This is a genomic window from Actinoallomurus bryophytorum (assembly GCF_006716425.1).
Lineage (GTDB): Bacteria > Actinomycetota > Actinomycetes > Streptosporangiales > Streptosporangiaceae > Actinoallomurus > Actinoallomurus bryophytorum.
The window spans coordinates 5,884,225-5,906,463 of sequence record NZ_VFOZ01000001.1 but is presented as its reverse complement, the minus strand read 5'-3'; the positions used below and the strand labels follow the sequence as shown (position 1 = coordinate 5,906,463).

The window sequence follows — 22,239 nt, the reverse complement described above, 5'->3', positions numbered from 1 at the left end:
GCCGGACGCCGGACGCCGGACGCCGGACGCCGGACGCCGGACGCCGTATGCCGGACGCCGGATGCCGGTCAGGGGTGCCGGCGAAGCCGGTGCTCGGTCACCCACGCCGCGATCTGGGCGCGCGAACGCACCCGCAGCTTGCGCCGGATGTTCTCCACGTGCGTCTCGATCGTTCGCGGCCCAACGGACAGGCGGCCGGCGATGGCCTGGTTGGTCAGCCCTTCGGTGACGAGTTCGGCCACCTCGAACTCACGGTCCGTGAGCCGCTCCGCCATGCGCGCGGGCGGGCACAGGAACGCGAGTATCGCCTGCAGGACCGCTGCCCAGTCACCGTGGTAGAACAAATGGCTGGAGCCCGGCAGCGGGATCAGCACCGCCCCGGGAATCCCCGCGGCGACCTCACGCCCCAGCTCGAACCTCGTGCCCCTGTCGGCCTCGCGGTGCAGGATCGCGGTCGGCGTCCGGATCGCCGGAAGCACCGCCCTGATGTCGGTCTCGTAGTACACCTCGAGCAGGTGCGCGGCCACCGCCGCCGAGGAGCTCGCACGCTGGAACCTGGTGAACGCCGCCACGTCGTCGGCCGTGGGATCGGTCACGAACGCCCCGGCCAGCGCCTTCAGCCCCATGCCCCAGTGTGCCCGCACCAGATCCACGACCGACTTCCTGACCTCGGCGGGCGCCAGGTCGTGGCCGCTGGCGCACATCCCGTACGCCACGAGCGCCTCGACCCGCTCCGGATACCTCGCCGCGATCGTGGTGGCGAGCTGAGCTCCCTGCGAGGCGCCGAACACGCGGAACCGGCGGGCGCCCACCGCGTCGACCACGGCCAGCGCCGCGGCCACCTGCCCGTCGAACGAAAGATCGATGCCGTCCCGGTCCGACAGGCCGCAACCGGGCTTGTCGTAGCGGATCACGGTGAACCGTTCTGCCAGGCCCTCGACGAAACCGCCGAAGGAGAACAGGTCCAGCTGCCCGCGGAGATGGGTGATCCAGCCGGAGTCGCAGAGCAGCGGCGGTCCCGTGCCCGTCGTCGAGTAGGCCACCCGGCCGGCGGGCGTGGTGCAGTATCTGATCGACGCCCTCACCCGCTCAGGCTGGCACGTCGGGCCAGCGCGGTAAAGGAGGCCTGCCTTACGATGAGGCCGCAGCTCACCGCCGGAAACGCGGCCCGCGTGCCCAACGGCCCGGCGATGCCGCCGATGCCCTCGCGGCTCGGCCACGTTCTCGAGGAGGACGGCTTCGTCTTCCTCCGCTACGTAAGGAAGTAGAGGCCATGGACCTCCCCGTGAGCCCGCCGGTCGCGCCGATGCTCGCCAAAGCGATCAAGGAGTTGCCGCGCGGCGACCTACTGTACGAGCCGAAGTGGGACGGCTTCCGCGCGGTCGTGTTCCGTGACGGGGACGAGGTGGACATCCGGGGGCGCAACGGCAAGCCGCTCGGCCGTTACTTCCCCGAACTGGTCGAGGGATTCGCCCGCGAGCTGCCCGAGCGGTGCGTGCTCGACGGCGAGATCATCGTGCGGCAGGGGCACGTCCTGGAGTTCGAGGTGCTGCAGCAGCGGATCCACCCCGCGGCGTCCCGCATCAAGCTCCTGGCCGAGCAGACCCCGGCGGCCTTCGTCGCCTTCGACATCCTGGCGCTCGGCGACGACTCGCTGATGGAGACGCCCTTCGGCGAACGCCGGGCCCGGCTCACCGCGGCCCTCGCCGACGCGAAGGCGCCGGTCCACGTGACCCCGGCCACCGACGACTACGACGTGGGCCTGCGGTGGTTCTCGGAGTTCGAGGGCGCCGGGCTGGACGGCGTGATCGCCAAGCCGCTGGCCGGGCCGTACGAGCCCGACAAGCGTGCGATGTTCAAGGTCAAGCCGGAGCGCACCGCGGACTGCGTGGTGGCCGGGTTCCGCTGGCACAAGTCCGGGCCGATCGTCGGGTCGCTCCTGCTCGGCCTCTACGACGGCGACCGGCTGCAGCACGTAGGCGTCTCGGCGTCGTTCCCGATGAAGCGCCGCGCCGAGCTGGTCGACGAGCTGGCGCCGTACCGGATGACCGAGCTGGAGGGCCACCCCTGGGCCGAGTGGGCCCGGCAGACGGACGCCACCGCCGACCGCATGCCGGGCGCCGTCACCCGCTGGAACGCCAAGAAGGACCTGTCGTGGGTCGCGGTACGGCCGGAACTGGTCTGCGAGGTCGCCTACGACCAGATGGAGGGCCGCAGATTCCGCCACACGGCGAGGTTCCGCCGCTGGAGGCCGGACCGCACCCCCGAGTCCTGCGGCTATGACCAGCTCGAGGTTCCGGTGGCGTACGACCTGGACGACATCCTCGGCTGACCCGCCACGGTCAATCGGGGTGGCATCACCGAATTCCGGGATGTACTCCATAACTCCGGCGTGATCGGCTGACCCGGACGCCGCGCCCCGACGGGGGCCGTGAGGTCCGGGGACGCCGGCGCCGTCGAGAGGAGAGTCACGTGGAGTTCCAGGAATCGGGGCACGACAGCCGTAGCCGGACCGGGGGCGTGTCCTGGTCATAGCCGGCGCCACGAACGCCACGGCCCCGGGACCCTCCGCGCGGGAGGATGCCGGGGCCGTGGTCCGTGCGGGCTCAGTCCTTGCGCGCCTTGCTCGGCTGCACGCGCTTGGGCTCGCCCTCCATCTTCGGGTAGTTGGGGGGGTACGGCATGTCGCCGAGGCCGTGGTCGCGCTCGTCGCGGTCGGCCCATTCGAGCAGTGGCTCCAGGCCGAACGCCTGGTCGTCGATCGTGGCGTGCGGGTCCCCGATCTTGGCGAAGCGCTCCGGCATCGTCGCGATGGTGAAGTCGTCGGTCTCGACGTCGGCCAGTTCGTCCCAGGTCACCGGCGCGGAGACGGGGGCGTTCGGCTTCGGCCGCACGCTGTAGGCCGAGGCGATGGTGCGGTCGCGGGCGTTCTGGTTGAAGTCGATGAAGACCTTCTCCCCGCGCTCCTCCTTCCACCAGGCCGTGGTGACCAGGTCCGGCATCCGCCGCTCGATCTCACGGGCGAAGGCCAGCGCGGACCGGCGTACCTCGGTGAAGGTCCACCGCGGCTCGATGCGCAGGTAGACGTGCACGCCGCGGTTGCCGGAGGTCTTGGGGAAGCCGGTGTGGCCGAGCTCGCCGAGGATCTCGCGCAGCGGCCCGAGCGCGACCTTCTTCGCGTCGGCGAAGTCGGTGCCCGGCTGCGGGTCCAGGTCGATGCGCAGCTCGTCCGGGTGGTCGACGTCGGACCTGCGGACGGGCCAGGGGTGGAAGGTGACGGTGCCGAGGTTGGCCGCCCACGCGACGTCCGCGAGCTCCACCGGGCACAGCTCGTCCGCTGACCGGCCGCTGGGAAAGGCGATCCGCGCCGTCTGGATCCAGTCCGGGGTGTTCTTCGGGATCCGTTTCTGGAAGAACGCGTCACCGCGGTTGTCCGCGCGGGTGGACAGCTTTGCCCCCTCGAACACCCCGCCCGGCCAGCGTTCGAGCGTCGTGGGCCGCTCGTGGAGCGCACGCAGGATCCCGTCGCCGACGGACAGGTAGTAGTTGACCAGATCCAGCTTGGTCTCCTGCCGGGCGGGGAAGTAGACCTTGTCCGGATTGGTGACCTTGACGAGACGATCTCCGACCCGGATCTCCACGTAAGGGGACGCCATAACCGCACGCTACTCCCCCGGGCCGGGCCGGCCACCCGAGACGGCCCGCGTCGCGGAATGGGGACCTGCCGACGACTGTTGACAAGGGTGTGACAGTGATACGTAAGACCAACGACGAGTGGAAGGCCGAGCTGTCGCCCGAGGAGTACCACGTACTCCGCGAGGCCGGCACCGAGGCCCCCTGGACCGGTGAGTACGTCTCCACCAAGACCGTCGGCGTCTACAGCTGCCGCGCCTGCGGCACCGAGCTGTTCCGCTCGGACACCAAGTTCGACTCACACTGCGGCTGGCCGAGCTTCTACCAGCCGACCGAGTCCGACGCGGTGACCCTCCTGCGGGACGAAACGCTCGGCATGGTCCGTATCGAGGTGCGCTGCGCGAACTGCGACTCGCATCTCGGCCACGTGTTCGAGGGTGAGGGCTACCCCACCCCGACCGACCAGCGATACTGCATCAACTCGGTGAGCCTGCGTCACCAGCCGGACACTCGGTCATCGGACGAGGCCGGGGCGTAGGCCGGGCCGCTCTCTCGCGGCAGGCGTCGGCGGGCCACGCCCGCCGACGCGGCATTTCCGGCAAGGCGGGGCCGAGCACGGTGTCCCCCTGATAGGCGACTAAGCTCCGCAAACGTGATCGACTGGGTGACCGTCTCCTCGCTCGCGACCGGTGGCGGCACGCTCGTCCTCGCGGTCGCCACCTTCGCATCCGTACGATCCGCGAACCGAGCGACACGTGCCGCCGAACGCGCCCTGCAGAACGGCCTGCGTCCGGTGCTCATGGCCTCCCGGCTCGAGGACCCGCCCGAAAAGATCATGTGGAACGACGGGCACTGGGGACAGACCGAAGGCGGCCGTGCCCACGCCGAGGTGACGGACGACGCCATCTACCTGGCCATTCCGCTCCGTAACCTGGGGTCGGGAATCGCCGTTCTGCGGGGCTGGCTCTCCACGGCGGACCGCCTCACGTCCTCGGATCCGGCGCCCGCCGTGGAGGACTTCCGCGCGCAGGGCCGCGACCTGTACGTCCCTCCCGGCGGGATCGGGTTCTGGCACGGCGCGTACCGCGACAGCGAACGGACCGACCAGGCGGCCCTGGCCAAGGCGATCGACGACGGCACCGCCTTCACTGTCGACCTGCTCTACGGCGATCACGAGGGTGGCCAGCGCACCATCAGCCGCTTCACGGTGACGCAGCACACCGAAGGCTGGCTGTGCGGCGTCGTACGCCACTGGAACCTCGACCGGCACGAGCCGCGCTGAGGGCCTCCGCGAAGGATCAGGGCACCCGGGCGAGGCGGCAGTCGTCCCGTGCGTCCATCTTGTTGGCCAGCACCGGGTAGCCGGCGTCGCGGTCGGCGTGGACGAACACCTCCGGGATCCGGTCGCGGGCCGTGAGGTACGCCGCGGCGGTCTCGCACAGGCCGACCGCCGTCTTCGAGTCGGCGTCCCCGGCGGGAAGGTCGGTGTAGACGCGCAGCATCGGCCCGGTCCACACGGCCTCGGTGACGTGTGCGGCGCTCAGTGGGTCACGGTCCTCGAAGTAGGCGAGCACCGCCTGGTCGCCGCCCCGCATCGCGTGCGCGGGCCGTGGCGGCGCGGCCGCGGCGGGCGCCACGGGAGCAGCGGGCCGACCGCCCAGGACGTTGACCGCGGCCGCTTTCGGCGCCCCGCCGGAGCCGGACGGGATCAGCGCGGCGAACGCGATCAGCGCGGCCGCCATCGTCACGGCCAGACCGGCCCCGCCGGCCAGCGCCAGGTGGCTGCGCCGCGACTCCGCCGGCGTCCGCGTCGTATCCGGCAGCCCGTCCCGGGCATGCCGGCCCCTCACCTGCCGTACTCCGCTCACCTTGCTCCCCCGCGTGGTTCCCGAAGATGGCGGCGGCCTCTGCCGCCTTTCGGATAATCGTGCAGACCACGGGGACGGCGCGACGCCGATGGGCAAGTCTTTACCTGGGAGCGCGGGGTCCTGACTAGGGAAGGGCGGCGACGAGCTCGGTGACCGGCTTGCGGGAACCCGTGTAGAACGGAATCTCCTCGCGGACGTGCCGTCGCGTCTCAGAACCCCGCAGATGGCGCATCAGGTCGACGATGCGATGGAGTTCGTCGCCCTCGAAGGCGAGGATCCACTCATAGTCGCCGAGCGCGAACGACGACACCGTGTTGGCACGCACGTCGGGGTACTCCCGCGCCAGCTTTCCGTGCTCGGCGAGCAGCGCACGGCGCTCGTCGTCCGGCAGGAGGTACCACTCGTAGGAGCGGACGAAGGGGTACACGCAGACGTAGGCGTGCGCCTTCTCCTCGGCCAGGAAGGCCGGGACATGGCTCTTGTTGAACTCCGCGGGCCGGTGCAGCGCCATCACCGACCAGACCGGCTCGGAGGCGCGGCCCAGCGCGGTGCGGCGGAACCGGCTGTAGACCTCCTGGAGGTCGTCCGAGCTCGGCGCGTGCCACCAGAACATGTAGTCGGCGTCGGCCCGCAGCCCGGCGACGTCGTACGCGCCGCGGGTGACCACGTCCTTGGCCGCGGCCTGCTCGAGCAGCTCCTCGACCTCGTCGGCGACGGCGTCGCGGTCGGCGTCGGCGAGGGTCCGCACCCGGAAGACCGACCACATGGTGTAGCGGATCACCTGGTTGAGGTCGCGTGCCTTCGGCTTGTCGCCACTCACGGTCGTAGTCCCCTTGTCGTCGCGCCCAGCGGATCAGCGGTGCGGCTCACTCGCCGGCTCCTCGCTCTCCTCCGATTGTCCCCGACTCTCCAGGCCGTCCAGCACACGGGCCGCCGCCGTACGCGCCGAGGCGATGCACGCCGGAATCCCCACACCGTCGTAGGCCGCGCCGCAGACCGCCAGCCCGGGTATGCCCGCGACGGCGGCGCGGATCCGCGCGATCCGCTCCAGGTGTCCCACGGAGTACTGCGGCAGCGCACCGCCCCAGCGGGTGACACGAGAGTCGACGGGCAGCTCGATGACGCCGGTCGTGCGGGCCAGCTCGGTCATCGCGACGGCCTTCAGCTCGTCGTCGGGACGCTGGAGGAGCTGCTCCTCGCCGTAGCGGCCGATGGAGCAGCGGATCACCACCATGCCGGGCGCGCCGTCGATGAGATGCGGCCACTTGGTCGTGCTGAACGTGACCGCCTTGACCCCGCTCGACTCGACGGCGGGCACGAGGTAGCCACTGCGGACGGGCGCCGACGGGAAGGCGCTGCCCGAGTAGGCGAGGGTGACGATCGCCATGCTGGCGTACTCGATCCGGCCCAGCTCGGCGGAGGCCACCGGCACCACCTCGCGCAGGAGCCGCCCCGTGGCCCGCGCCGGCACCGCGAGCACGACGGCGTCGGCGTCGAGGTACTCGGGCTCGCGTGTGGGTCCGAGGGTGAGCCGCCATCCTCCGGGAGTACGGCGCAACTCGCGCACCATCGTCTCGGTGCGCACCGTCGCGTCGAACTCCGTCAGCCTCGCGGCGAGCGCGTGCGCCAGCTCTCCGAGACCGCCGGTGAGGGTGGTGAACACCGGCCCGGCGTCCTTGGGCGCCGCCTCGCGTACGGTGCGGGCGGCGGTGATCAGGGAGCGGCGGGTACGCGAGACGCCGGCCAGTCCGGGCATCGTGGCCTCGAAGGAGAGGTCGTCCGCGCGCCCGGCGTAGACCCCGCCGAGCAGCGGCTCGACGAGCCGGTCCACGACCTCCGACCCCACCCGCGCGCCGATCAGACCGGCCACGGACACGTCCTCGCCGCGCGGGGTCGCCGGACGCACCAGGTCGAGGGGCACCCGGGCGAGCCCGGCGGCCGACAGCACGCGTGAGCGCGCGAGCGCGCCCAGGTCGGCGGGCACGCCCATGATGTGGCCCGAGGGCATGTCGTGGAGGGCACCGCGGCTCCAGATCGCGGCGGAGGTCGTGCCCGGGTAGACCATGCGGTCGCCGAGGCCCAGCTCGCGTACGAGCTCAAGACCCTCGGGGCGGCGCGCGAGCATCGCCTCGGCGCCCTCGTCCACCGGCAGCCCGGCGATCTCGCTCACCCGCAGTTTGCCGCCGACGTCCGCGGCGCCCTCGAGAAGCGTGACGCGGGCGCCGTTCTTCGCGGCCTGGTAGGCGGCGGTCAGCCCGGTGATCCCTCCGCCGACGACGACGACATGGGTACGGATCGGCGCATCGGTCATGTGTCCCACGATCGCAGAGGTTTCGGAGGGCCGGGACACCACCCGGCGGCGGGCCCGTGATCGGGGCGCGTCGCCATCGTGATCCGATCGCGACGGCGTTCCGCGAACGGTGACGAAGGTCACGGCGTCTTAATCATATGAGACCGTTCATTGTCTTACTGGCCGCCACGCTCGTCGTCCTCACCGGGTGTTCGGGCCAGGGCGCGGGAAACAGCTCCTCCGCGAGTGGCGGGGGCGTCGCGGCGCCTGGGCCGAAGGTGGCCCCCGGCGACGACCGCGCGGGCACCGCGTCCGTACGCCTGGCGCCCGCCCAGGCGATCGTCTACACCGCGGACCTCACCGTTCGCGCCGGGAACGTCGCCCGATCGGCCGCCGAGGCGAAGTCGATCGTCACCGCGGCGGGCGGCTACGTCGGCAACGAGAACGCCGTGGAGGACCCGGGATCACGTCCCTCGGCGACGCTCACCTTCAAGATCCCCTCGGCGCGCTACCAGGGGGTCCTGGACCAGCTGGGCTCCTCGCGGATCGGCGGGCGCGTCTCACTACGGCAGCAGGCCAGTGACGTGACCCAGGAGGTCGCCGACGTCACCAGCCGGGTCAAGTCCGCGAAGGCGACCCTGGCGTCCTTCCGCAAGCTGCTCGGCAAGGCCGAGTCGGTCGACGACATCGTCCAGCTCGAGCAGGAGATCTCCACCCGCGAGGCGGACCTGGAGTCGCTGCAGGCCCGTCAGAAGTCGCTGAGCGAGCAGACGTCGTACGCGACGGTGACGCTGCGGCTGGAGGGCACCGCGGTGACGCACCACGGCCACAAGAAGGCCGGGGGGTTCGCCGGTGGGATCTCGACCGGCTGGCACGCGTTCACCGCGTTCTTGGGCGGGCTGACCCTGGTCCTCGGCTGGGCGCTGCCCTTCCTCGGCCTCGCCGCGCTGATCGGCCTGCCCACCTGGTGGATCGTCCGGCGCCGCCGCTCCACCCCGTCGAACGCGGGCTGACCGCCTCGCCTCAGGTCCGGCCGTCGCCGGCCGGGCCCGGGGAAGGCGCGGGTGGCGGTCCGCTCAGCGAGCGATGGACTCCTCGTGGACCAGGTCGGTGAGGCGCGCCAGGACGCCGGGGTCGGTCGCCGGGAGCACGCCGTGGCCCAGGTTGAACACATGGCCTTCGGCCGTGCGGCCCTGGGCCAGGACCTCGCGGGCGCGCTCGGCGACGACGTCCCACGGTGCGAGCAGGATCGCCGGGTCGAGGTTGCCCTGGAGCGCCTTGCCCGCCTCGACGCGGCCCACGGCCTCGTCCAGGGGCACGCGCCAGTCGACGCCGACCACGTCGGCGCCCACCTCGCCCATCAGGCCCAGCAGCTCGCCCGTGCCCACACCGAAGTGGATGCGCGGCACGTCGTACGACTCCAGCGCGGAGAAGATCTTGCTGCTGTGCGGCAGCACGGAGGTGCGGTAGTCGGCCGGGGCGACGCCGCCGACCCAGGAGTCGAACAGCTGGATCGCCCGCGCGCCCGCCTCGACCTGCACCTTGAGGTAGGCGATGGCTATGTCGGCCAGCCGGTCGAGCAGGCGTGCCCACAGGTCCGGCTCGCCGTACATCATCGCCTTGGTGCGCTCGTGGTTTTTGGACGGGCCGCCCTCGATCAGGTAGGACGCGAGGGTGAACGGGCCGCCGGCGAAGCCGATGAGCGGGATGCCGGCCAGCTCCCCGGTCAGGGTGCTCACGGCCTCGGTGACATAGGGCACGTCGTCCGGCTCGAGCAGGCGCAGCCGGTCGACGCCGGCCGCGTCGCGGATAGGGTCGGCGATCACCGGTCCGACGCCCGGCTTGATGTCGACGTCCACGCCGATCGCCTTGAGGGGCACGACGATGTCACTGAAGAAGATCGCCGCGTCCACCGTGTAGCGGCGTACCGGCTGCATCGTGATCTCCACGATGAGGTCGGGGGTCGCGCAGGCCTCCATCATCGGGATGCCGCCCCGCGCCTCGCGGTACTCCGGCAGTGAACGTCCCGCCTGCCGCATGAACCACACCGGTGTGTGGGCCACCGGGCGGCGGCGGCAGGCGTCCAGGAAGGTGCTCGCCGGACGGGAGGAGGGAAGGACCGAACGGCGATCCCCCGCGGTCGCGCTTTCGTCGCGGGAATGCGGCGGGGGGGCGTGGTCCTTCTGGGTGTTCGCAACGTCAGCCACATCTGGATCGTCCCACGGAACGCCGCAGGCCGGAGGCCCACCCCCGAAGTCCGCACGGCGACAAGGGCCGCACGTCCGTTATGAGAATCTTCGGGACACGCCGAGCCACGTCCCGCGATCGCGCCTGGCGCCATGCGAGCGTGTGAAGGCTCCACCCCAGCCGAGTCGCAGGGAGGTCACCCCAGAATGACGCTCACACGTCATTGTTCCGTCTGTGCAGACGAGCGCGACTTCGAGCAGCCGTCGTGCGCCGATGGTCACGGCGCCGACTGCCCCGAGCTCGCGTGTGTCGAGTGCGGCATGGCGATCATGGTCGGCGACGCCCCTCAACTTCCGGTAATCGCAGTCTCCCAGGCCGCCTGAGCGGCCCGCGGCATGCGTCCCCATCTCCCCATCGAGGACGTGCGTCCGGCGGATCGTCCGGTGGGTCGATGACCCCCCGGGACGCACACCCGCCGGAGCGGTTCCAGCGAGCCGTCGAGACGATGCGCGGGTTCGTCGACGCCGAGCCCTCCCGCCCTGAGCTCGTGGTCGAGGACATGCCGGCGCCCCAGCGGCTCGCGCCGTACGCCTCGGCGATCATGGCCACCGTCTACCGCGAGGACGACAGCGAGCTGGGTGTCGGCCGGCTCATCCTGCTGTACGACCCCGAGGGCCAGCGTGGCTGGGAGGGCGACTTCCGCGTGGTCGCGTACGTCCGCGCCGACCTCGAGCCCGAGATCGCGGCCGATCCACTGATCGGCCCGGTGGGCTGGAGCTGGCTGACGGAGGCGCTCGACCAGCACGAGGCCGGTTACCGCGCCGCCTCCGGGACGATCACCCGCGCGGTCTCCGAGAGCTTCGGCGACAAGGACGAGGACCCCGAGACCACCGAGCTGGAGCTGCGGGCGTCCTGGTCGCCGACCGACGGGGACATGTCCGGGCATATCAATGCGTGGTGTGATGTTCTCTGTCTTGCGGCTGGATTGCCACCGGTAGGGGTCACCTCCCTGCCGGGTTCAGGAGTTTGACGACGTACGGTAGGCGCGTGGGATTGTCGGAAGCAGAAGTAGTACCACTGTTGGAACCACGGGATGGGATTCCCCCGGTCGTCGAGACTCCCGATGCGCTACAGGACGCCATCGAAGGCCTCGCCGCCGGTGAGGGACCTGTCGCGGTCGATGCCGAACGCGCCTCGGGTTACCGCTACGGCCAGCGCGCCTATCTCGTTCAGCTGCGGCGCAAGGGCGCGGGAACGGTCCTTGTCGACCCCGTGCCCTGCTCGGATCTGTCCGGGCTGCGCACCGCGCTCGCCGGCACCGAGATGGTGCTGCACGCGGCCACCCAGGACCTGCCGTGCCTGGCCGAGATCGGCCTGGTCCCCGACCGGCTGTTCGACACCGAGCTCGCCGGCCGGCTGCTCGGCTACCCCCGTGTGGGGCTGGGCACCATGGTCGAGACCGTGCTCGGCTTCACCCTCGAGAAGGGCCACTCGGCGGCCGACTGGTCGACCCGGCCGCTGCCCGCCGACTGGCTGCGCTACGCCGCGCTCGACGTCGAGCTTCTCGTCGAGCTGCGTGACGCGCTGCGGGCCGAGCTGGACGAGGCGGGCAAGCTCAGCTGGGCGGAGGAGGAGTTCGCCGCGATCCTGGCGGCACCGCCGAAGGAGCCCCGCCAGGATCCCTGGCGCCGCACCTCCGGCATCCACCGGCTGCGCACGCGCCGCAGTCTCGCGGTCGTACGCGAGCTGTGGCTGGCGCGCGACCGCGTCGCCCGCGAGCGCGACGTGTCACCCGGCCGGGTCCTGCCGGACTCCGCCATCGTGGAGGCGGCGCTCCAGCTCCCCCGTACCCCCGATGACCTGACCGCGCTGCCGGCGTTCCGCGGGCGCAACCCCCGCCGCCACGCGGCGGTGTGGTTCCGCGCGGTGCAGAAGGGCCGCACCCTGCCGGACACAGAGCTCCCCGAGCACAGCCTGCCCGGTGAGGGGCCACCGCCCGCACACCGCTGGGCCGAGCGCGACCCGGCCGCGGCCGAACGCCTGACCGCCAGCCGTGCCGTGGTCGCCGCGCTGGCCGACGAGCACACCATGCCGACGGAGAACCTCCTGCAGCCGGACACCGTACGCCGGCTCGCCTGGACGCCACCCGAAACGATCACCGAGGAATCGGTCGGGCTCGTGCTGACCGCCCTCGGGTCCCGGTCGTGGCAGGTGGAGCTCACCGCCAAGCCGCTGGCCAAGGCGCTGGTCAGGCTGGCGACCAAGAGTGACACCTGACCTCATCGTGACCGAGCGGCTGGTGCTCCGGCCGCTCGGACCGGACCCGGCACGTGCGATCGCGGACGGCGACTACTCCGGCCTGACCGCCGGCACCACCTGGCCGACCGAGACGACGGCACTCGTCGCGATGCGCGCGGCCGCCGACCCGGACGCCCTGACCTGGTTGATCGTCCGCGAGGGTCTGGTGATCGGCGAGTGCGGCCTGAAGCACGCGCCGGGCCCGGACGGGTCGACGGAGATCGGGTACGGCATGGGCGCGGCCTGGCGCGCGAACGGCTACGGCACTGAGGCCGTCCGCGGGCTCGTGGACTGGCTCGGGAACCTCCCCGGCTGCCGCCGGGTGACCGCCGAGGTCCACGAGACCAACCTCCCCTCCCGGCGGCTGCTGGAGCGCCTCGGCTTCACGATCGACCTGCTGGCCTCGCCGTACGTCTGGTACGCCCTCGCCCTGACCTGAGCCGGGTGACGGTCAGAGGGCGACGAACGTCAGGCCGCGTTTCTTCAGCTCCGGGATCACCTTGTGCAGTGCCTTGATCGTCTCCGAGCGGTCACCGCCGCCGTCGTGGCACAGCAGGATGTCGCCGCCCTTGGCCTTCAACATGGCGCGCTTGATGTGCCTGGTGCCCGGCAGCGACCAGTCACGCGGGTCGATGTCCCAGTCGATCGGCACCATCCCGTGCCGGGCGGCCGAGTGGAACACCGCGTGCGACCACGCGCCGCCGGGCGAGCGGAAGAACTTCGGCGCGACCCCGGTCGCGTAGCCGATGCGGTCGTGCGCCTCGGTGATCTCGCGGTCGACCCTCTTGCGGGACAGCGAGGCGATGTCGAGCGGGTGGGTCATGGTGTGGTTGCACAGCTGGTGGCCCGCCTGCACGATCCGCTCCGCCAGCTTCGGGAACAGCTTCACCTGGATGCCGATCAGCGAGAACGTCGCCTTGACGTCGTACTCGGCCAGCAGGTCGAGCATCTTCGGCGTCCACTCGGGCTGGGGGCCGTCGTCGATCGTCAGCGCGATGGTGTTCGGCGGTGCGGTCGGGAACAGGTCGTGCACCTGGTGGATGGCGTTCTTGCGCGCCGGCAACGGAGCGAGCCGGGGCGGCATGACACCCGGGCGGGGCAGCCGCGGTGCCGCTTTCCCCGGCTTGATCACGGCCCGTCCACGCGCTAACGGCCGCGTGATGGTGGTGGTCTCCTGGCCACCGTCGCCCACGGCGAGCGCCCCGAGGCCGGCGGCGCCCAGGGCGAGCATCCGACGGCGAGTCATCACGTCCCGAAACTCCACATGTCAAACGCTATGCCCTCTAGAGGCTGGTGGGATACGTGTGCCCCGATCTATTCAGTGCAACAGCTGATCAAAGCGTTCATCAACAACGATCAGCGGTGAAGTCACCCACGCTGCGGACTTGCGCAGACCCCCCTCGCGTCACACAATCGCGCTTAGGTTAGGTTTACCTAAGGCCTTCTGACGTTCGGTCCCGTGTCCCCTCGGGGCCCAGAGACGAGGAGCACCCCCTTGTTGCTCGGCAACTACCTCATCGGCCTGCGCGAGGGGCTCGAGGCCTCACTCGTCGTCAGCATCCTCGTCGCGTATCTGGTGAAGTCGGGCAACCGCCGGGCGCTCACACCCGTCTGGGGAGGCGTCGGCTCCGCCGTCGCGGTCGCCATCGGGTTCGGCATCGTGCTCAGCGTCGCCTCCGGCGAGATGCAGTTCAAGACGCAGGAGACCTTCGGCGGCTTCCTGTCGATCATCGCCGTCGGCCTGGTGACCTGGATGGTGTTCTGGATGCGCCGGACCGCCCGGTTCATGAAGGCCGAGCTGGAGGGCAAGCTCGAAGGCGCGCTGTCGATGGGCACCGGGGCGCTGTTCTTCGTGGCGTTCCTGGCCGTCGGCCGTGAGGGCCTGGAGACCGCGCTGTTCCTGTGGACCAACATCACCAACGCGAACTCCTCGACGGAGCCGATCATCGGCGCCGTGCTCGGCCTGCTCACCGCGGTGCTGCTGGGATACCTGCTCTACCGGGGCGGGCTGAAGCTCAACCTCAAGAAGTTCTTCATGATCACCGGGGCGGCCCTCATCGTGGTGGCCGCCGGGGTGTTCGGGTACGGCTTCCACGATCTGCAGGAGGCCTCGGTCCTGCCCGGCCTGACCACGCTGGCCTTCGAGCCGAGCACGTGGTTCGCCGGGATGGGCACGGTCGGCCGGTGGCTGCAGACGGCCCTGCAGGGCGTGTTCAACCTCACCCCGCAGGTCACGGTCGTCCAGGCGATCGCGTGGACGGTGTACGTCGTCCCGGTGATGGTGTTGTTCCTGCGTCCCGCCAAGGCCCCGGTCGCGAGGGCACCGCGCGAGCAGACCGCCGACGCCGGCCGCTGACTCGTACGGACCTCGCTCAGGCGCCCGCCGTCTCGTGCAGGCGGTGCGGTACGACCTTTCCCATCGCGTTGCGCGGCAGGTGGGAGCGGAAGTGCACGTCGCGCGGCACGGCGTACCGTGCGAGCTCACTGCGGACGTGCACGCGCACGGTGTCGGCGTCGAGCCGCTGGCCCGGCGCGGTCACGATGTAGGCGGCCAGCCGCTCGCCGTACTCGGGGTCGGCGACGCTCGTCACCGCGACCTCACGGACCTGCGGCAGTCTGGCGATCACGTCCTCGGCCGCGCCCGGAAAGACGTTCTCCCCGCCGGAGACGACCATCTCGTCGGCGCGGCCGTCGATGTAGAGCAGGCCGTCGTCGTCGAAGTGGCCGACGTCGCCCATGAAGAGCATGCCGTGCCTGGTCTCCATGGGCAGGCCGCCGGTGTAGCCCTCGAAATGCATGCCGTTCGCGGCGAAGATGCGGCCGGTGGTGCCCGGCGGGACCTGACGCCCCTCGGCGTCCAGGATCGTGACCTCGGAACCGGCGGCCGGGCGTCCCGCGGTGTGCGGATGGGCGCGCAGGTCGGCCGCGGTGGCGATGCTCACCCAGCCCGCCTCGGTCGATCCGTAGACGTTGCAGAGCTCGACCGGGAAGGCGTCCATGAAGGCGCCCGCCAGGTCTCCCGGCAGCCGGGAACCGCTGACCGCGGTGACGCGCAGGGAGGACGTGTCGTACGCCGCGCGGACGCGCGCGGGCAGCGCCATGATGCGCTGCAGCATGATCGGCACGGTGATGAGCGTGCTGCAGGAGCGCTCCTGGATGGTCCGCAGGGTCTGCTCGGGGTCGAAGCGCCGCCCGATGACGACGGTCGCCCGCATCGCCAGCGCGATCTGCAGCGAGGAGTAGCCCCAGGCGTGGAACAGCGGCGCCTCGATCAGCATCCGGTCGTGCACGCGGAGCGGGGTGCGCGACAGCATCGCGGCGAGCGGCCCGAACCCGGGACGGGGCGGGCGGCGCGCCCCCTTCGGACGGCCGGACGTGCCCGAGCTGAGGAAGACGATGCGGCCCTGGATCGAGGGCGGTTCGAGGGCAGGGGCCGGAGTGCGCGCGATGAGTTCGTTCAGGGTCGGGCCCTGGCCGCAGCGGGCGCTGCCGTCGGGGCCGCCGGGCCAGGCGGTCACCTTGGTGATCGGCCGCCCGCCGCGCGGCAGCTGGTCGGCGAACTCCGTGTCGGCGATGATGATGTCGGCCCACAGCTCGCGCATCACGCTGTTGAGCTGCCCGGGGCCGAGCCCGGTGCCCAGCAGGACCACCTCGGCCCCGCGCTTGCTGCAGGCGATCAGCGACTCGACCAGGCCGCGGTGGTTGCGGCACAGCACCCCGACACGGGGGCGGCGTGCGTCGCGGTCGGGGATCAGGGCGGCGGCCAGGCGGTCCGTACGGTCGTGCAGCTCGGCGTAGGTCAGCTCGCCGAGCTCGTCGACCAGGGCGACCCGGTCCGGGTCACGCGCGGCGGCGGCGACGAGCCCGCCGGCCAGCGTGGTGCCCCAGTGCAGGAGCGCGGTGATCTGCCGGGTGGCGCGTAGCGGGCGCCAGGGCCACAGCAGGCCCCTTCTGGCCATCGTCAGGGGCACGTTGATGGCTTGTCCGGCTCTGCGTCCGGCCCCGGAGCGGTACTCCGGCCTGGCGTGCACCACTGCCCGTCACTCCCCGAGGTCCCGTGATTCCGGTCAGGCTACGGGTGGGTGATCCTCTCCAGCAAGGGCCCACTTGCATGTCAGTGGTTACTGACGAGTAACGTATAGGGACACGAGAACCAGCAGGCTCCGCACGAAAGGGAGGACCGACCGTGCCCCGTACCGCGCGTGACGTGGTCTTCGTCGACGGCGTACGCACACCGTTCGGCAAGGCCGGCCCCAAGGGGCTGTACGCCGAGACCCGCGCCGACGATCTCGTCGTCCGGGTGATCCGCGAACTGCGGAGACGCAATCCGTCGCTGCCCGCCGAGCGCATCGACGAGGTCGCCATCGCGGCGACCACCCAGATCGGCGACCAGGGCCTCACCATCGGCCGTGCCGCCGCCGTGCTGGCCGGGCTGCCCAAGAGCGTCCCCGGCTACGCGATCGACCGCATGTGCGCGGGCGCGATGACCGCCGTGACGACGGTCGCCGGCGGCATCGCCTTCGGCGCCTACGACGTCGCCATCGCCGGGGGCGTCGAGCACATGGGCCGCCATCCCATGGGCGAGGGCGTGGACCCCAACCCGAGGTTCCTGTCGGAGCAGCTCGTGGACGGCTCCGCGCTGGTCATGGGCATGACCGCGGAGAACCTGCACGACCGCTACCCGCAGATCACCAAGGAACGCGCCGACGCGTACGCCGTCCGGAGCCAGAGCAAGGTCGCCGGCGCGTACGAGGCGGGCCTCATCCAGCAGGACCTGGTGCCGATGGCGATGCGATCCGCGGAGAAGGGCTACGGGCTGGCGACCACGGACGAGCCGCCGCGTCCCGGCACGACGATGGAGAACCTGGCCGGCCTGAAGACGCCGTTCCGCCCGCACGGGAACGTCACCGCGGGCAACGCCGCGGGGCTCAACGACGGTGCCACGGGCTGCATCGTGGCGGCCGAGGACGTCGCCGCCGAGCTGGGCCTGCCGGCACGGATGCGGCTCGTCGACTTCTCCTTCGCGGGCGTCGAGCCGGAGGTGATGGGCATCGGGCCGGTGCCCGCCACCGAGAGGCTCCTCGCACGCAACTCGATGACCATGGACGACATCGGCCTGATCGAGATCAACGAGGCGTTCGCCGTCCAGGTACTCGCCTTCCTCGACCACTTCAAGATCGCTGACGACGACCCGCGGGTGAACCCCTGGGGCGGCGCCATCGCCATCGGCCACCCGCTCGCCTCCTCGGGCGTACGCCTGATGACGCAGCTCGCGCGCCACTTCGCCGAGCGGCCGGACGTCCGCTACGGCCTCACGACGATGTGCGTGGGTATGGGCATGGGCGGAACGGTGCTGTGGGAGCGAGTGTGACGAGCAAGCGGAGTGGGCGCGTGAGGGACGAGCGCGCCCGCGTAGCGAGTGAGGAGCGCGAGCGACCCATGAACGCGGAGAGGGTGGATGGCTGATGAGTGTTACTGAGATCTTCGGCGACGAGGTCGTCACTCAGGCGCACGTACGGGATGTCGAGCTAACCTGCGGCGCGGGCACGATGGCGCTGATCACGCTCGACAACGGGTTCGACCACACCAAGCCGAACACCTTCGGGCCGGGCGGACTGACGGAGTTGAACACCGCCCTGGACTCGATCGCGGCACGGGACGACCTCGTCGCGGTCGGCGTGACGGGCAAGCCGTTCATCTTCGCGGTGGGCGCGGACCTGGGCGGCGTACCGCTGATCACCGGTCGTGAGCAGGCGCTGGAGGTCGCCCGGCTGGGCCATGACGTGTTCCGCCGGCTGGGCGAGCTGCCGATCCCCTCGTTCGCGTTCGTCAACGGCGCGTCGATGGGCGGCGGCGTCGAGATCGCGCTGCACTGCACGTACCGCACGATCTCCTCGGGGGTGCCGGCGGTGGCCCTGCCGGAGTGCTTCCTCGGGCTGGTGCCGGGCTGGGGCGGTACGTACCTGCTGCCGCGGCTCATCGGCGCGGAGAAGGCGCTGAAGGTCATCGCCCTGAACCCGCTGAACCAGAACCGGATGCTGCGCGGGCCGCAGGCGTACGAGCTGGGCATCGCCGACGCGATGTTCGAGCCGGCCGACTTCCTGGAAGAGTCGCTGCGCTGGGCCGCCCGTGTGGTGGCCGGCGAGGTCGAGGTCGAACGCGCGCCGGTCGACACCGGAGCGGCCTGGGACGAGGCGGTCGGGCAGGCCCGCTGGACGGTGGAGGGCAAGCTGGACGGTGCGGCCCCCGCTCCCCTGCGCGCCCTGGACCTGGTCGCCGCGGCCAAGGACCGCAGCAGGGACGAGGGCTTCGCGGCCGAGGACGAGGCGCTCGCCGACCTGATCATGAGCGAGGAGCTGCGGTCCGGCCTGTACGCCTTCGACCTGGTGCAGAAGCGCGCCAAGCGCCCGGCCGGCGCGCCGGACCGGTCCCTGGCCCGGCCGGTGACCAAGGTGGGCGTGGTCGGCGCGGGGCTGATGGCCTCCCAGCTGGGGCTGCTGTTCGCCCGCCGGCTGGGCGTACCGGTCGTACTCACCGACCTGGACCAAGAGCGGCTCGACAAGGGCGTCGCGTACGTCCGTGCCGAGATCGACAAGCTGCTCGGCAAGGGGCGCGTCTCCCCGGATGAGGCCTCGCGGCTCAAGGGACTCGTGTCGGGCTCGCTGACCAAGGAGGCGTTCGCCGACGCCGACTTCGTGATCGAGGCCGTGTTCGAGGAGATGGGCGTCAAGCAGCAGGTCTTCGCCGAGGTCGAGGCCGTGGTCTCGCCGACGTGCGTCCTGGCGACCAACACCTCGTCGCTGTCGGTGTCGGAGATGGCGGCCAAGCTGCGGCATCCGGAGCGGGTGGTGGGCTTCCACTTCTTCAACCCGGTCGCGGTGCTGCCGCTGCTGGAGATCGTGCGGGGCGAGCGGACCGACGACGAGACACTGGCCACGGCGTTCGCCACCGGCAAGACCCTGAAGAAGTCCTGCGTGCTGGTCAAGGACGCGCCGGCGTTCGTGGTCAACCGCGTACTGCTGCGCATGCTGGCCGAGATCGTGCAGGCCGTGGACGAGGGCACGCCGATCGAGGTGGCCGAGCGCGCGGTGGCGCCGCTGGGCCTGCCGATGCCGCCGTTCGTGCTGATGGGCCTGGTGGGCCCGGCGATCGCGCTGCACGTGTGCGAGCAGCTGAACGCGGCCTTCCCCGACCGCTTCCCGTTGTCGGACCGGCTGGCCAAGCTGGTCGCGGCCGGCAAGCCGGGGGTCTACCTGCCGGACTTCACCCTCGATCCCGAGGCCGTGGAGATCTTCGCGGGGGGCACGTCGCCGTCCACGGAGGAGCAGGTGCTCGCTCGCGCGCTCGACGCCCTGGCGCAGGAGATCCGTCTCCTGCTCGACGAGGGCGTCGTGGCGGCCCCGGAAGACGTCGACCTGTGCATGATCCTGGGCGCGGGCTGGCCGTTCCACCTGGGCGGCGTGACGCCGTACCTGGACCGCAGCGGCGTCGCGGAGCGTGTGGCGGGCTCACGCTTCCTCTCACCCGGGGTCGCCTCGCTGCCGTAGACCATGCCGAGCCACAGAGACGGTCCCCGGCGGGCCAGTACGGCCGCCGGGGACCGTCTCTGACCGAGGACGGCGCGCTCCGAAAGCCGCCTCCACGCACAGATGCTCTACAAACACGTGGGCACCTTCATGAAGGACGAAGGCGGCGACCCGCCCTCAGTCAGCAATCCCATCCCGATGACGATCGACTGGTCCGCACTGGAGTTCTGAACGCTCCCTACCTGAAGCCCCCCACGCGATCCCCTGACTCACGCCATCAGGAGTGCTGCGCGGCGGCGGTGGTGCAGCATGCGGTGTTCGGGGCGGCCGGGACGGATGCGGCGGCGGCCACCGCCGGGGCCGAGATGACCAGGGCCGTGGCGGCGAGGCCGAGCAGGACGCGCGTGCGGCCCAGAGGGCGCGTGCCCGTGATGAGGCGGTGGGCGCGGGTGGCCGCCGTCGTGCCGCCCGCGGTCAGGGCCGGAGCGGGTGCTGGGGCGCCCGGGGCCGCCGCCTCGGCGAGGGCCAGTAGCGCGGCGGCGACGGTGAGGCGGCCCGAGTGCTTTGCCGCCGCGTCGTCGGCGGCCAGTTCGGACAGCCGCCCGATTTGTTCGGCGGCCATCGTGAAGGCGGGCACCCGCGGGAACGCCCGGGACAGGGCCTCGGCCGTCGTCCGGATCAGATGATGACGCTGGCGCAGGTGGGCGCGCTCGTGGGCGAGGACGGCCGCGAGGTGGTGCTCGTCCAAGGCCGTCAGGGCGGCGGTGGTGACGACGATGCGGCCGTGGCGGCCGGGCAGGCAGTACGCGGACGGGGCGGCGTGGTCGACCAGGGTCACGCCGAGCCGGTCGTCGGGGCGGCCGAGCACGGCCAGCGCGTCCAGCTGGTGGTTGCGCTTACCGGCCGCCGCGGCATATGTCCTGGCCAGGCACCAGACGACGCGCCCGGTCACGGCGGAGATCGCGATCGCGGCGGCGATGGCCAGTGCCAGTCCGGCCGGGGTGGTGGCCGGCGCGCACGGCCAGGGGGCCGGCGCTCCGCATCGCCGGGCGGCGTCGTCGCTCGTCGCCGCCAGCTCCACCAGCACTCCCGCGAGGAGTACGGAGCCGATCGTCGACAGTGACAGGGCCTCCCAGGCGAGGATCGCCAGCCGTGGCGCGCGCCGCGGCCAGCTCGCGCGCCCGAGTGCCCCGGCGCCGGCGGTCGCGAGCAGGACGGCGTAGCCAAGAAGGGCCAGTGCGGCGATCACCGCGCAGACCCCCTCTCCGGCTCCGCTACGGCGGCCGTACCCGGCGCCGCATGAAGGGTCGGGATCATCTCGGCGACCTCCCCGTGGTGTGGACCGAGCCCTGGCCCGCCTTTTCGGCCGCGTTCAGCGCGCGGCGGACCTCGGCCATCTCCTCCGGCGTCATGGTCTCCATGAAGTGCACCAGGGCGGCGGTCCGGTCCTCCGCCGAGTCGAGCGCCTCGTCCATCAGGCGCGCGGTGTAGTCGTCCCGGTTCGCGGCCGGCCAGTAGCGAAAGGCCTTGCCGTGCTTCTCCCGTACGAGCCAGCTCTTGCGATAGAGGATCTCGGTCACCGTGAGGACCGTGTTGTACGCCGGCGCGGGATCGCGTGCGAGGCGATCGCGGATCTCGCGGACGGTGATGGCCTTGTCCGCGGACCAGACGACCTCCATGATGGCCGCCTCCAGCTCACCGAACCGTGGCATGCGGCTCCCTCCACCGAAGACACCTAAGAGATAGCCTACATTCACAGACCGGAAGGGAAGGCGTAGGACGAGGGCACCTTCGGCCGGGCGCCCGCCGGTCCGTACACCAAAGCGATCTCCCGGTGCCGGGTCAGCTCGATGGCCGCCGGGTCGCCGCCCTGCCTTCTGCCGTCCACGTACGCGGTCAGGATCCGGCCCTCACCGGCCTTCAGGTCGCCCAGATTCGTCGCGTCCAGGCGCAGGTTCCACTCGGTGAACAGCTGCCCCAGCGTGTAGTGCTTGCCCGTGGCCGGCGCCTCGATGTGCAGCACCCCGGTCGTGTCGTGGGTGTGCAGCTCGGCCATCTCCTGGCCGGAGCCGGCGATGCCCAGCCCGGCCGGTACGGCCACCGATCGGCCGTCGACCAGGATGTCGAGGTGGGTGTGGAAGTGCAGGGCGGTGCCCTCCATGGGCGCCACCGCCAGGCCGATCGCCCGCGCCCGGTCCGCGGTGTCCTCCGGCCGGGGCCAGGTGAGGCGCCCCGCCGCGGGCCGCTGCCGTCCGGGCCCGTCATGGGCCACCACCACCACGAACGCGGCGACCATGGCGGCGGCCGCGACGACGCAGCACGCCGCCAGGACGGCGATCCGGCGCGACCTCCGCCGTCGCTCGGCCCGCCGTGCCGCCTCGACCCGCTCCCGCGCCGTCCCGCGCCTGCCGTTCCGTCCGGTCGTCCCCGATGCCAT

22 protein-coding genes are annotated in these 22,239 nt (G+C 71.6%); 11 read left to right on the top strand and 11 right to left on the bottom strand.

The features are described 5' to 3' along the window. Positions 1 to 68: 68 nt before the first annotated feature. Positions 69 to 1,085, bottom strand: coding sequence for an alpha/beta fold hydrolase (locus FB559_RS27645; RefSeq protein ID WP_141959076.1), 1,017 nt, complete (start codon positions 1,083 to 1,085; stop codon positions 69 to 71). 51 nt (positions 1,086 to 1,136) lie between these two features. Between FB559_RS27645 and FB559_RS46310 the strand changes: the two genes are divergently transcribed. Further along, positions 1,137 to 1,268 (top strand): hypothetical protein, encoded by a 132-nt coding sequence (locus FB559_RS46310; RefSeq protein ID WP_281286292.1) that lies wholly within the window; start codon positions 1,137 to 1,139, stop codon positions 1,266 to 1,268. 5 nt (positions 1,269 to 1,273) lie between these two features. Further along, a complete protein-coding gene (locus FB559_RS27640; protein WP_141959074.1) occupies positions 1,274 to 2,332 on the top strand; it encodes an ATP-dependent DNA ligase in 1,059 nt (352 codons plus the stop codon). A gap of 274 nt (positions 2,333 to 2,606) precedes the next feature. On the opposite strand, the gene ligD is transcribed toward FB559_RS27640, so the two are convergent. Then, positions 2,607 to 3,656 (bottom strand): non-homologous end-joining DNA ligase, encoded by a 1,050-nt coding sequence (ligD, locus tag FB559_RS27635; RefSeq protein WP_141959072.1) that lies wholly within the window; start codon positions 3,654 to 3,656, stop codon positions 2,607 to 2,609. Positions 3,657 to 3,745: 89 nt separating this feature from the next. Between ligD and msrB the strand changes: the two genes are divergently transcribed. Further along, entirely contained in the window at positions 3,746 to 4,171 is a 426-nt protein-coding gene (gene msrB / locus FB559_RS27630; protein WP_141959070.1) for a peptide-methionine (R)-S-oxide reductase MsrB, read from the top strand. Between the two features lie 114 nt (positions 4,172 to 4,285). Further along, entirely contained in the window at positions 4,286 to 4,915 is a 630-nt protein-coding gene (locus tag FB559_RS27625) for a hypothetical protein (protein ID WP_141959068.1), read from the top strand. A 16-nt stretch (positions 4,916 to 4,931) separates the two neighbouring features. Here the strand turns inward: FB559_RS27625 and FB559_RS27620 are convergent, their stop codons facing one another. The 3 genes from FB559_RS27620 to hemG all read right to left on the bottom strand — a co-directional run bounded on the left by FB559_RS27620 (position 4,932) and on the right by hemG (position 7,812). Further along, positions 4,932 to 5,501 carry a hypothetical protein gene (locus FB559_RS27620; protein WP_141959066.1) on the bottom strand — a complete coding sequence of 190 codons (570 nt, stop codon included), beginning with the start codon at positions 5,499 to 5,501 and terminating at the stop codon, positions 4,932 to 4,934. 124 nt (positions 5,502 to 5,625) lie between these two features. Next, the gene (hemQ, locus tag FB559_RS27615; RefSeq protein ID WP_141961960.1) at positions 5,626 to 6,267 is read right to left on the bottom strand and encodes a hydrogen peroxide-dependent heme synthase; all 642 of its coding nucleotides are present in this window, start codon (positions 6,265 to 6,267) and stop codon (positions 5,626 to 5,628) included. An 87-nt stretch (positions 6,268 to 6,354) separates the two neighbouring features. Then, complete coding sequence (gene hemG / locus FB559_RS27610) at positions 6,355 to 7,812, bottom strand: protoporphyrinogen oxidase (RefSeq protein WP_141959064.1); 1,458 nt, start codon at positions 7,810 to 7,812, stop codon at positions 6,355 to 6,357. A 137-nt stretch (positions 7,813 to 7,949) separates the two neighbouring features. Here hemG and FB559_RS27605 point away from each other — a divergent pair, with 137 nt between their 5' ends. Further along, the gene (locus FB559_RS27605; protein ID WP_141959062.1) at positions 7,950 to 8,804 is read left to right on the top strand and encodes a DUF4349 domain-containing protein; all 855 of its coding nucleotides are present in this window, start codon (positions 7,950 to 7,952) and stop codon (positions 8,802 to 8,804) included. Between the two features lie 63 nt (positions 8,805 to 8,867). Here FB559_RS27605 and hemE read toward each other — a convergent pair whose 3' ends face one another. Continuing rightward, a complete protein-coding gene (hemE, locus tag FB559_RS27600; RefSeq protein ID WP_221640490.1) occupies positions 8,868 to 9,878 on the bottom strand; it encodes a uroporphyrinogen decarboxylase in 1,011 nt (336 codons plus the stop codon). A gap of 551 nt (positions 9,879 to 10,429) precedes the next feature. Between hemE and FB559_RS27595 the strand changes: the two genes are divergently transcribed. Genes FB559_RS27595 through FB559_RS27585 form a run of 3 tightly spaced genes read left to right on the top strand, consistent with a single transcriptional unit; the run spans position 10,430 to position 12,715 of the window. Next, positions 10,430 to 11,008: a DUF3000 domain-containing protein gene (locus tag FB559_RS27595; RefSeq protein WP_141959058.1), complete on the top strand. Its 579-nt coding sequence runs from the start codon at positions 10,430 to 10,432 to the stop codon at positions 11,006 to 11,008. Continuing rightward, positions 11,005 to 12,255: a ribonuclease D gene (locus FB559_RS27590; RefSeq protein ID WP_425455086.1), complete on the top strand. Its 1,251-nt coding sequence runs from the start codon at positions 11,005 to 11,007 to the stop codon at positions 12,253 to 12,255. Before FB559_RS27595 ends, FB559_RS27590 begins: the two co-directional genes overlap by 4 nt. Next, positions 12,245 to 12,715 (top strand): GNAT family N-acetyltransferase, encoded by a 471-nt coding sequence (locus tag FB559_RS27585; RefSeq protein ID WP_141959055.1) that lies wholly within the window; start codon positions 12,245 to 12,247, stop codon positions 12,713 to 12,715. Before FB559_RS27590 ends, FB559_RS27585 begins: the two co-directional genes overlap by 11 nt. A gap of 12 nt (positions 12,716 to 12,727) precedes the next feature. On the opposite strand, the gene FB559_RS27580 is transcribed toward FB559_RS27585, so the two are convergent. Then, the gene (locus FB559_RS27580) at positions 12,728 to 13,522 is read right to left on the bottom strand and encodes a polysaccharide deacetylase family protein (RefSeq protein WP_246122579.1); all 795 of its coding nucleotides are present in this window, start codon (positions 13,520 to 13,522) and stop codon (positions 12,728 to 12,730) included. A 249-nt stretch (positions 13,523 to 13,771) separates the two neighbouring features. Between FB559_RS27580 and efeU the strand changes: the two genes are divergently transcribed. Next, positions 13,772 to 14,632, top strand: a complete 861-nt coding sequence (gene efeU, locus FB559_RS27575) for an iron uptake transporter permease EfeU (RefSeq protein WP_246122117.1) — start codon at positions 13,772 to 13,774, stop codon at positions 14,630 to 14,632. Between the two features lie 16 nt (positions 14,633 to 14,648). Here the strand turns inward: efeU and FB559_RS27570 are convergent, their stop codons facing one another. Next, positions 14,649 to 16,235 (bottom strand): AMP-binding protein, encoded by a 1,587-nt coding sequence (locus tag FB559_RS27570; protein ID WP_141959052.1) that lies wholly within the window; start codon positions 16,233 to 16,235, stop codon positions 14,649 to 14,651. A 227-nt stretch (positions 16,236 to 16,462) separates the two neighbouring features. On the opposite strand from FB559_RS27570, the gene FB559_RS27565 reads away from it, so the two are divergent. Together FB559_RS27565 and FB559_RS27560 are read left to right on the top strand one after the other, a co-directional pair. Beyond that, the gene (locus tag FB559_RS27565; RefSeq protein WP_141959050.1) at positions 16,463 to 17,647 is read left to right on the top strand and encodes a thiolase family protein; all 1,185 of its coding nucleotides are present in this window, start codon (positions 16,463 to 16,465) and stop codon (positions 17,645 to 17,647) included. A gap of 94 nt (positions 17,648 to 17,741) precedes the next feature. Continuing rightward, a complete protein-coding gene (locus tag FB559_RS27560) occupies positions 17,742 to 19,823 on the top strand; it encodes a 3-hydroxyacyl-CoA dehydrogenase NAD-binding domain-containing protein (protein WP_141959048.1) in 2,082 nt (693 codons plus the stop codon). A 256-nt stretch (positions 19,824 to 20,079) separates the two neighbouring features. Here FB559_RS27560 and FB559_RS27555 read toward each other — a convergent pair whose 3' ends face one another. The 3 genes from FB559_RS27555 to FB559_RS27545 form a co-directional block, all read right to left on the bottom strand. After that, entirely contained in the window at positions 20,080 to 21,051 is a 972-nt protein-coding gene (locus tag FB559_RS27555; RefSeq protein ID WP_141959046.1) for a M56 family metallopeptidase, read from the bottom strand. Positions 21,052 to 21,115: 64 nt separating this feature from the next. Continuing rightward, on the bottom strand, positions 21,116 to 21,514 hold the full coding sequence (locus tag FB559_RS27550; RefSeq protein WP_141959044.1) for a BlaI/MecI/CopY family transcriptional regulator: 399 nt from the start codon (positions 21,512 to 21,514) through the stop codon (positions 21,116 to 21,118). A gap of 41 nt (positions 21,515 to 21,555) precedes the next feature. Continuing rightward, complete coding sequence (locus FB559_RS27545) at positions 21,556 to 22,239, bottom strand: hypothetical protein (RefSeq protein WP_246122115.1); 684 nt, start codon at positions 22,237 to 22,239, stop codon at positions 21,556 to 21,558.